Source organism: Marivirga lumbricoides, assembly GCF_014636295.1.
GTDB lineage: Bacteria > Bacteroidota > Bacteroidia > Cytophagales > Cyclobacteriaceae > Marivirga > Marivirga lumbricoides.
In genome coordinates this window covers 35,206-42,704 of sequence record NZ_BMEC01000022.1, presented here as the reverse complement: position 1 = coordinate 42,704, position 7,499 = coordinate 35,206, and the positions used below count along the sequence as shown (strand labels likewise).

4 protein-coding genes are annotated in these 7,499 nt (G+C 34.1%); all 4 read right to left on the bottom strand.

All coding sequences use genetic code 11. From position 1 onward, the window contains the following. Positions 1-121 precede the first annotated feature (121 nt). Positions 122-1,732, bottom strand: a complete 1,611-nt coding sequence (locus tag IEV85_RS23495) for a Kelch repeat-containing protein (protein WP_188467719.1) — start codon at positions 1,730-1,732, stop codon at positions 122-124. Between the two features lie 1,046 nt (positions 1,733-2,778). Beyond that, complete coding sequence (locus tag IEV85_RS23490) at positions 2,779-4,221, bottom strand: type III PLP-dependent enzyme domain-containing protein (RefSeq protein WP_229712710.1); 1,443 nt, start codon at positions 4,219-4,221, stop codon at positions 2,779-2,781. Further along, positions 4,205-6,073 carry an FAD/NAD(P)-binding protein gene (locus IEV85_RS23485; RefSeq protein ID WP_188467718.1) on the bottom strand — a complete coding sequence of 623 codons (1,869 nt, stop codon included), beginning with the start codon at positions 6,071-6,073 and terminating at the stop codon, positions 4,205-4,207. Before IEV85_RS23485 ends, IEV85_RS23490 begins: the two co-directional genes overlap by 17 nt. Further along, positions 6,067-7,065: a 2,3-diaminopropionate biosynthesis protein SbnA gene (gene sbnA / locus IEV85_RS23480; protein WP_188467717.1), complete on the bottom strand. Its 999-nt coding sequence runs from the start codon at positions 7,063-7,065 to the stop codon at positions 6,067-6,069. Before sbnA ends, IEV85_RS23485 begins: the two co-directional genes overlap by 7 nt. Positions 7,066-7,499 lie beyond the last annotated feature (434 nt).

The window sequence follows — 7,499 nt, the reverse complement described above, 5'->3', positions numbered from 1 at the left end:
TTATCGAATTCCTTTAAAATCCGTGCGATTTGTTGTGGTGAAAATTTACTCTTCTTCATAACTACTGTTTAAAATTAATAAATATTTCTATACTTTTAAACAGTTCGGTTTTAAGGGAAGCTTACAAGTACACTGTAATAGAAGGTTCTATGGCTATTGGGGCCATGTATTCAGTAGTGACCTCTGCTATATTCGATGACTCGGATAGTGTGTTTTTATCAGGGTTGTAGATGAATATTCTGTACCGGAATAAATCACTGTTTTTGTCTATGATATCCCTGTCGTAATATTCTGTAGTGTAGCCATAATCTACAGTATCTATTCTTTCAAAAGCCCCCTCACCAATTGCTCTCTCAACATAGTATTTATCATAATAAGAGGACCTCTCTCTGCTCCATGTAAGTTTAAACCCTAAGATGTTAGTGGTATCAGCATGAAGATCTGTGATAGCAATTGGTACATCACTTAAAGTAGTAAAACTTCCCAATAATGGGGTTGATTTAACTCCTTCTTTTAAAGATTCTAATTTAATATAATATTTTGTGCCTTCAGTTAAGTTTGTTACGTCATAATAGGATGAATATCTAACCATATCAAGTTCAACATAGCTTTCATTGTTAATCGGGGAAATACTGACCACAACAGAATCAATCCCTGAAGGTCTGGTCCATGAAATCCTTGCACTTGTTTTAGAAATATTATATGCGGAGAAATTAGTTGGTGAAGCAGGGGGCTCTACTGTGACCAATTTTTGTAAATCATTATGGTAAGTAGTTGCTCCGCCAAAAGAAGTACTAGAAGAACCTAAGCCTGCGTATGCTGTATTATTCACAAAAAAAGCAACTGAATAACTTCTTCCTGCCGATGCAAAAGCCGGAGTAAATGTAGTTACAGAATTATCGGAAGGATCATACTTTACTGATTTAGCAGTATAGGAGCTTGTAGAAAATGAATAAGATTTTCCAAGTAGATAAACCAAATTATTATCATCAACAAAAAGGGAAGCATCGTTTAGTCCACTGAGTTTACTATCAGCAAAGACTTCTTCACTCCATGTATTAGTTATGGGGTCGTATGATTGTACATCACTAAATGTTGTAGTAGTATAATTAACTTCATCAACTTCAGTTCCTCCTGTAATATATCCTTTGCCTGCTACAGAAAAACCTTTCGCTTGTAATCTTTTATTATCGGCTCCTAATCCTGCTATTGCAGACCAGGTACCACTGGCAGGATTGAATTTATAGAAATCAGATTCTTCATCATTAGCACTTTTACCTAGTCCTACATATCCAATATTATTGATACTGAATGAAGAGGCTAAATTCCGTGCAGAGCCTGGAAACTCTGCTATTGGAGCCCAGGTGTTAGATGTTGGGTCGTACTCGTAGAAGTCTTTCAATCTTGTTGAAGATGTACTCATTCCAGTTCCGACATAACCTTTTCCAGAAGCAGTAAAAGCAATAGCACCGGATCTGGCTTCTCCAGGAAAACTTGCAATTTGTGTCCATTGCTCAGTAACTGGATCAAACTTGTAAAAATCCGTAAATTTTTGAGAACTATTTGATCCAAGTCCTACATAAGCTACATTATTGATAGTGAAACTTATTGCTTCACTTCTTGCTGTACCGGGAAAAGCAGAACTATTCTCCCATTTTTGAACTTGTGATAAGCCATTAAAGCATAATAAAACCAATAATAAAGCAATTACATTAGTAAAGATTGTTTTCATATAAGGTAGTTTAAATAAAGCTATAAAGATACTAGGATAGTAGGTAGCTAGCCTGTGGATGTAAGTAATTTCAAAAAATTAAATAATTTTTCTATAAAATGGTATTTTATTGATTTATTGACCATAGGATAGTCAGTTCTTGTATCCATAACCATCTATAGGCAATGTAATATTAGATTGGTATGTTACTGGACTAAATAGAAAGAAAGCAAAACCTCACCAATTATTTTTTTGTAAAAAAGAAATGAGTAATTAATTAGAAGCTAAACATACATCATGCTAAAAATCGAATATGTTTCCAACTTAAGCCTGGAGTTTTCTCAGAATAAAGCTTTTGTTGAAAATACTGGACAAGCTAAAACTTTCTTTTTAAAATTCTGAGCATGTAACAAATCACTTAGACCAATTAAAATGAGAAGATTGAATTTTAGATAATTCTTTTAGTTAATTGGTGAATTTAAGAAATTGTTTTCTTTCAGATGATCAAGGGTTGTAATAACGTGAACCTGTGGGAATCAAAAAGGAATGCCTTTTATCTATTTTTAAAATCTGATAAACGCTTCTGCAATTGTGAGGATCATATCTATCGGTCTGGTAAAAATTTTTATTTTGTTTTGAATAGTAAAAGTTTTACAAAATCAAATAGCATAAATAAATATTAATATGTTAATCGATTATATAATATATAAATCTTAATGAATGTAACTTTCGCCCCAAAAAATATTTTGAAGGTAATTGAGGAAAAGGGTGGGGCCAGTTAAGAGTATGACTATCTGGAGTATATATACTCACTACTCAAACTCTTAACTGTCTTATGGAGTGACAGGGGATCTCACCCTCCTCACGATAAGGAAACAATGCATCCTCTACCTATTTAGCCACCAATTTAAATTCTTAAATATTACGAAGCGGTAATTTGTAAACTCAGCTCCGAAACATGAAATTTAATCTCAACCCTTATTTGAGAGTTCTTAAAAAAATTCTAAACTAAATGACCGAATCACTTTAGTATAGAGAAAAAATTGAACCGCTTACTCTACTTAAGCTTACAAATTATCATCATTCACAAAATCAGAAGCGCTAAGCTTTTCGGAGCTTTCGAAGCTAAGATTAGCAGATAGCTCAAAAAGGTGAGCTTCAGTTTCAAAAAAGTGCATCATATAACCAGCAGTATTTACAAAGGCTACTAAATCCCCAATTTTGGGTAATTGCGGTAAAGTTATTTTACGCTTCAAGAGTAGGTCTCTCTCAAGGCAATACGCACCAGTAAAAAAAACATCAACCGCTGATTTATCAGAAGAATCATCCTCATAAATAAAATAGGGGTCTAAAAGGAAATCTTCGCTTGAACTCATCATTTGGCTCATATTCATTTCTAAACCAACCAACCATTGTCCCCTTGCGTCTTGCTTACGATGTGCAACTTTAGCAACTGTCATTCCTACTTGGTTTAAAAGTGACCTGCCTGGTTCAATACGTAGTTCTATATTTCCACTTTGTAATTTTGAGAAATTTGGCAAAGACTCTTCAGACGCTTTATATTCCAGCACACCCTTTAAAAAGTCAACACCATTTACTTTGTTGTAATAAGGATATGTTTTTAATGATCTTTCCACATTCCCGTTAATAAGCTCATAACCTAGTCCATTTTGATTGAAGGTCAAGTTACCTTTTCCTGAAGCTACTTGCTCTCTTAGCTGGCTGTCAAAATTGATCCACTCTTGTTCTTTTTCCAGGTAATTGATTAATATGCCACCTCCTATGTCAATAAATTCTAAACCAAATCCGCCTTCGTTTAGCTCGCTTACTATAGTAATACAATCACTTAATGCTTTTCCACGCTCAAGAGTGGAGTAGCCATCTAAATGAAAGTGCAAACCTTTTATATTTAAGTGCTTATATTTAAGTTGACCGCCAATATTTTCGAATATAAATTGCTTCAGTGATTCTATATCGAATCCAAAGCGACTGTATAATTTTTTATTATCAACCTCAAATCCGCTTACTCTAAAACCAATAACTGCTGTTTCACCCACTTCTAAAGCAATAGCATTGGCTAATTCACACTCATCTATATTATCTAGAATAATAGGCACCTGCTTTTTAATGGCTAATGCATATTGTTCCCTGGTTTTAATGGCGGATGTAAGTACCAGCGTTTTTCCTGTACCTCCCAAAGCCAGAGATTGCTCTAATTCACGAAAGCTTGCTGTGTCCACTCCAATGCCATTATTTAAAGCATGTTGCACGAGCGATTTGCTCTTATTTGCTTTTCGAGCATAGTAAATTTGATGCTTAAGATCATATTGTTTAAACAGTTCTTTAAATTTCTTGATATTAGCTGAAAAAGTAGTTAAATGATGAAGGTTTACTGGGGAACCATAAATCGAAATCAAGTTTTCAACCAGCGATTTATCACTCATTATCTGCTTCATCCATTCAGAGGTTACAGGTGTTAAGCCATTTGTTTTATTACCCTTTGTATACATTGCTTTTATTATTGAGTGATTGCTTTTTGTTTTTATTTTGAATATCCTGAATTAAATTTTGAGCCCATATTGAGGCAAAATTATTTCGTGTTCTGGATAGTGTGTCATTGTCCAGTGTTACCCCTTCTGTTGGTGTTCCATAAAGGGATAGATTATTTTCTACGGAACCATTTGCATTGATGGCATTACCTGATTTATTAATATCAATACCATTAGATTCATAGTGTCCATTATTCTTGTTTTTAAAACTACGTAGTAAGCCTTTGGTAATTAAATTATTAAATAACAAGTCAGGGCGCATGTCAATGCCCCTAGGTATAATAGCATTGATAACTGCATCAACCTTAATTTTATCAGTATTTATTTTTTCAGAATTATTGCTCTTATGCGATGTGGTATTTTGTTCTAATACCAAGTCGTAGCTATTTTCTTCGTTTTTAGTGATTTTGGCATTTCTTACTCCGCTAAAGTCTACAAGGCCTTTTTCTCCTAATGCGATCAATTTTTGGGTATTTCTGATAGGTGGGCCATAGGCCAGGCGATTAAATAGGCCAAAATAGTGAGTGTCGAATAATTTTTGTGAATCAGCATCCATACCTCCGAAGCTATAATATTTGTTAAATATAGGACTGATTTTCCGCCATGTTCCAGCAGCGGCCATAGTAGGACTCTCATGTAACCCTTTTTTAGCTTCTGAAACTAAAAATTTTAAATATTCTATTATTTGCTTGTTGGAGATTGATTTCTGATTCAAAAATGGGTCTGTAAATTTGTCCCAGCTATATTTTTCTTCCTCAGGGAATTCTGAATGAAACTCCGTAACCTGAGCAGCAATAACATCAAAATTTTTATCAAATTTTAACTCGCGATTCTTAATACCGAAAAGTGTTTTGTAATACTGAAAGTAAAATTCTTTCTTTATCAAAGGTAAAAACAGATCGATAAAGGAAAACTCCGGAGCTGCTTCAATATTCTCCTCTGTAAAATAATAGAGTGAAGAGATTTCTTTATTGCTGCTATTTCTAGGCAGCATAGGCAAACCAGATCTTGATGTCACATAAATACATTTAGGTTCATTGCCAGATGGTACATAATCCAATTGGCCTGAGGAGTTAGAGGTAAAAGTACCTGATCTACCTTCTGTTAATTCCAAAATTGTGTCAATGCATGTTAAACCAAAACCACGAATAACAATGTTGCCAGACCCTACTGAACCTAATTTGGTTTTAGTAGGATATATAAAGTTGATAAAAGAGGATGTGTTTTGCTTTGAAGAGAAATCTGCTCCTGCACCAAGATGCCCGGTGGTTAATATAATGCTATTAAACCTTTGACTCTCCTCATCAGGAGAAGACTGCTTTTTAATTTGAAATTTCCCTTCAATTTTTGTTATGTCTGCAACTATGTCTGTATGGAAATACCAGGTAATTGTATCTGGAGAGTTATTCACTAATTGTTGAAAAACGCTACTTAGATAATCACCTACTATTGCCCTGGGAGCAAAGTCTAGTGGTATGTTGAACTTCTTGTCAACTTGATTTTCTGTTAACCATTGTGTAAAGCTTAAAGGATGTTCTACTACAGGTTTAGGTATTTCCTCTATCCAAGCATTGATGTTGCTGCTTGCATAGTTCATTATCAAATAGTGAGGTTGATTTTTGTCGTATACATTACCGGAACCAAAACTCTCATTAGAATTAAATATATGTACTTCAATAGGATCCTTAATGCACTTATGGTTTACTTGAGCTAACAATCGCTCTAGTGCATACAGGCCTTTGGGCCCCATTCCAACTATAGCCACCCTGTAAGTTTGTACTTTACTATTTTCAGAACTTCCGATATCTACCACCCAATTACAGAATTATCAATAGACTTATAGGTTTGGAAATTTGATTGTAACCAGTCAGGATTATAAATTGTATCTAAATATCGTTCACCTCTGTCACATAAAAGAAAAACACAATTACTGGAATCATCAAGTTTTTCTTTATATTTTCTAATTGCTGTAACCACCCCACCTGTAGAGCCACCGCATAAAATACCTTCAGATTTCAGCAAAGACCAACATCCCTCAACGCAATCCAAATCGCTTACAGTTAAATAATCATAAATTCTTTCTTGCTGTAAAAATTGCGATTGTACCGAGGAACCGTGTCCGGGAATTAATCGCTTTTTAGAATCACCCCCAAATAATACACTGCCTTTTGCATCTACAGCAATTAATTTGGTGCTAAGGTTGTTTTCAGAAATATAGTCTGCATACCCCATAAGAGTACCACAAGTACTTGTGGAAACAAAAATATAATCTACATTTCCATCTAATGCTATCATGATTTCTTCAATAGCTTTATGGTGCGCTAGAGGATTGTTATAATTCCCATATTGATTGGTCCAAAAGCTGTTAGGGACAGATTTTAAAAGTTGTTTTACTTTATTTAACCGGGCGGAAAGAAAACCTCCTTCCTCTAAAGGTTCAAGCACATATTCAATATGTGCCCCGTAGGTTTTTAGCAACTTTTCAGTGTGTTTATTTAAAGTAGGGTCAACCACTACAATTAATTTTAATTTATAATATAAACATGCTTGTGCTAGACCTAAGGCCATGTTTCCCGAACTTGATTCGATGATTGTGTCACCAATTTTGATTTCACCTTCTTCAAAGGCTTTTTTCAATATAAATGCAGAAGTTCTGTCTTTCAAACTGCCGGAAGGATTAGCAGCTTCTAATTTTCCATAAAAATTAAGTTTAGATTCTGAAAATATTTTATTGAGTTGAATTAAAGGAGTTTGACCTATGGAGTCGAGAATGCTATTGCCATTTTTAATTTTATCAATTATCATGTAAATCAGTTTATGAAATTCTAAAAACTTATAATATAACAGATTTAAACCTTACCTGAGGATGATATTATATAAACCTGTGTACGTAATTTGTTTCAAGTTATACTAACCAGAATAAGAATTATTTCTTAAAACTGATATTCTAATATCGATTTACACATGAGAAGATGTTTTAAAATGAAGAGATTTTACGTGAAATTTTAAATATTAATGCAGCACCAGTTAGCAGGTAAGTAATCTATCTGTTAAAATTTCTTTTTCAAAACTTAATAGTGCCGATGTTCATGATTGTAATAATTAGCAAGTTAAAGTGCTAAATCCCGGTGCCAGGCTACAGTTCCTGGATTGAGAGGTGGGTTCTCTAAAAGTAAAAAAGCCCTCTAAAGTCAATTAGAAGGCTTTAATTGTGGAGTTGGAGGGAATCTCACCCTTGT

Bases quoted from the DNA above. Each gene is read 5' to 3' on its own strand.
- IEV85_RS23495 (WP_188467719.1), bottom strand. From the start codon at position 1,732: ATGAAAACAATCTTTACTAATGTAATTGCTTTATTATTGGTTTTATTA.
- IEV85_RS23490 (WP_229712710.1), bottom strand. From the start codon at position 4,221: ATGTATACAAAGGGTAATAAAACAAATGGCTTAACACCTGTAACCTCT.
- sbnA (WP_188467717.1), bottom strand. From the start codon at position 7,065: ATGATAATTGATAAAATTAAAAATGGCAATAGCATTCTCGACTCCATA.